The sequence below is a fragment of the Methanospirillum sp. genome (genome assembly GCF_035560735.1).
Taxonomy (GTDB): Archaea; Halobacteriota; Methanomicrobia; order Methanomicrobiales; family Methanospirillaceae; genus Methanospirillum.
The window spans coordinates 1-2,317 of the sequence record NZ_DATMYY010000365.1; the positions used below are offsets into that span (position 1 = coordinate 1).

Below are 2,317 nucleotides of genomic sequence, written 5' to 3' on the forward strand. Positions count from 1 at the left end.
CATAATGCTTATCCTCTTATACAATTATATCCCTTCCTGGATCTATCGCAATAAAACGTTCTGGTTCTCTGTCCTTGTCGGGCTGATATTCTGTTTTGCTGCAGCGATGGGGATCCTTGTTCCCTGGACCGGTACAAGCCACCCCGTGATTGGGTTAAATGGAGTCCTCATTCCCCTTGCAGGATATGTAGGGGGATTTGTATCAGCAGGCATTATCACCGGTTTTTTCATCATGTACAGGATCCTCTCTGATGGAGGTATGGGTAACACTCCTGACCTAGTAATTGCCATCTTTGCTGCAGTTGTCGGGTGTCTTTTTTATGAACTCAGAAAGCGAAAAATTGTCAACCTTCCTCCTGTCCTTGAAATTTTCATTTTGGCACTGCTTTTCGCAGGAATCACCGTTTTAGTCCTCTCCTTCTTTACTCATATTGGGGGAACAGATCACCCTGGATACCCCTTTGATCATGATGATACAGGTATTGTCATCTTTTTTGGACTCTTCCTCCTTGGGTTTACGATTATTCAGATTGATCATAAGAGAGCAAACGAAGAGAGTCTGATTAGGTATCAGGAACATCTGGAAAGCATGGTCCAGGAGCGTACCGCAGAGCTGAGCGATATCAATGCATTTACCCAGGCAACCATAGATTCCACGGCTGATGGCATTCTGGTCATCGATCCTGCTGGAAAAGTGAAAGGGTATAATCGGACTGCGAGGGAGATACTGGACATAAGATCCCCGGATGAGACCAAAGAGGATGATCTTTTAATCTCCCGTCTGATACAATACCACATGGCAAAACCTGATTCTCTGGATGAGTCACCCTTCCTGGCGTTTTCTGAAGGAAATCAGGTTGTCACAACTGAACTCACTTCCCGCTCAGGGAGGGTCTATGATCTCTCCATAACACCGTATAAAGTACATGGTGCGGTCAGGGGTCGTGTTTTAAATTTTCATGATATCACCGAAAAAAAGCACAATGAAGAGATGCTTATTGGTATGAATCAGAAACTCCATCTTTTGTCAGGGATCTCAAGGCATGATATATTGAATCAGATATCTGCCCTGAAATTGTACCTCTATCTTCTAAAGCAGGATCCAGCAGAACAGGAAACTCTTGAGTATTATGACCGTATGAACCGGACTCTAAGGCTGATGCAGCAGCATGCTGAAGCATCTGGAGAATACGAAGATATTGGGATACATCAGCCCTCCTGGCAAAATCCAGGCACAGTGTTCCTGAAGACGGCGGGTTCTTTTACAGATCATAGTATCAGGTTTTCAGTATCAGATATCAAGTATGATATTTTAGCTGATCCCCTTCTGGAACGTGTTTTTTACAACCTGATTGACAATTCAGTCAGGCATGGTGGTCAGGTTACAACAGTCACCCTCTCTGAAGAGTACAGAGGTGAGACACTGCTCCTGATTTACCAGGATGACGGGGCAGGTATAGATTCCGATGAGAAAGACAGGATATTTAAGAAAGGATTCGGACGACACACAGGCTTTGGTATGTTTCTGATCCAGGAGATTCTCTCGATTACCAGGATAGTAATTCGGGAAGATGGAATCCCGGGATCAGGGGTCCGGTTTGAACTAACAGTTCCATACCAATCGTTCAGGCCATCACGTGAGACATAAAAAAAAGAATCAATTCAGTAATTCTCGCACCAGAGTTCAAAGTAACTAATCGGGTGTGAACAAACTGGGCATGTCTGGGGTGCGTTTTTATTGCTGAGTACGTATCCGCAGTTCCGGCATTTCCATCTGACCTCCGATTCTCTGCTGAAGACTGTGGAGTTTTCTACCTGTACAAGAAGTTTGCGGTAACGTTTCTCATGTTCTGCTTCAACCTTCGATATCTGCCTGAATATCTCGGCTATTTGTGGGAATCCCTCTTTATCGGCAGTATTTGCAGCCCCGGGATAGAGGGTGCTCCATTCCATTTTTTCACCGTCTGCCGCAGCCTTTAGGTTTTCTGCAGTGGTTCCAATCTTTCCGGATGGATATGAAGCCGTTATCTCAGCCTCGCCACCAGGCAGTGCTTTGAAGAAAAGTTTTGCATGTTCCTTTTCATTCTCTGCAGTCTCCATAAAGAATGCAGAAATCTGCTCAAACCCCTCCTTCTTTGCGACACTTGCAAAGAAGGTGTATCGTGTTCGTGCCTGGGATTCTCCGGCAAAAGCAGCAAGAAGATTCTTCTCAGTCAGGCTTCCTTTCAGGTCCATATCATCTGCTCCTTAATGTATAATATTCGGGAGGCAGGTAAATAATCACCCCTTACATGAAAAATTCAGATGAGACCAGAAT

The 2,317-nt window shown here is 44.8% G+C and carries 2 protein-coding genes; one reads left to right on the top strand and one right to left on the bottom strand.

The window, feature by feature from the left end; all coding sequences use genetic code 11:
• Positions 1–1,648 (top strand): ATP-binding protein (locus tag VN429_RS10860; RefSeq protein WP_325633194.1); only part of this gene is annotated, 1,648 nt, incomplete at its 5' end.
• 14 nt (positions 1,649–1,662) lie between these two features.
• On the opposite strand, the gene rbr is transcribed toward VN429_RS10860, so the two are convergent.
• Positions 1,663–2,235, bottom strand: a complete 573-nt coding sequence (gene rbr, locus VN429_RS10865) for a rubrerythrin (protein ID WP_325633196.1) — start codon at positions 2,233–2,235, stop codon at positions 1,663–1,665.
• Positions 2,236–2,317: the final 82 nt, after the last annotated feature.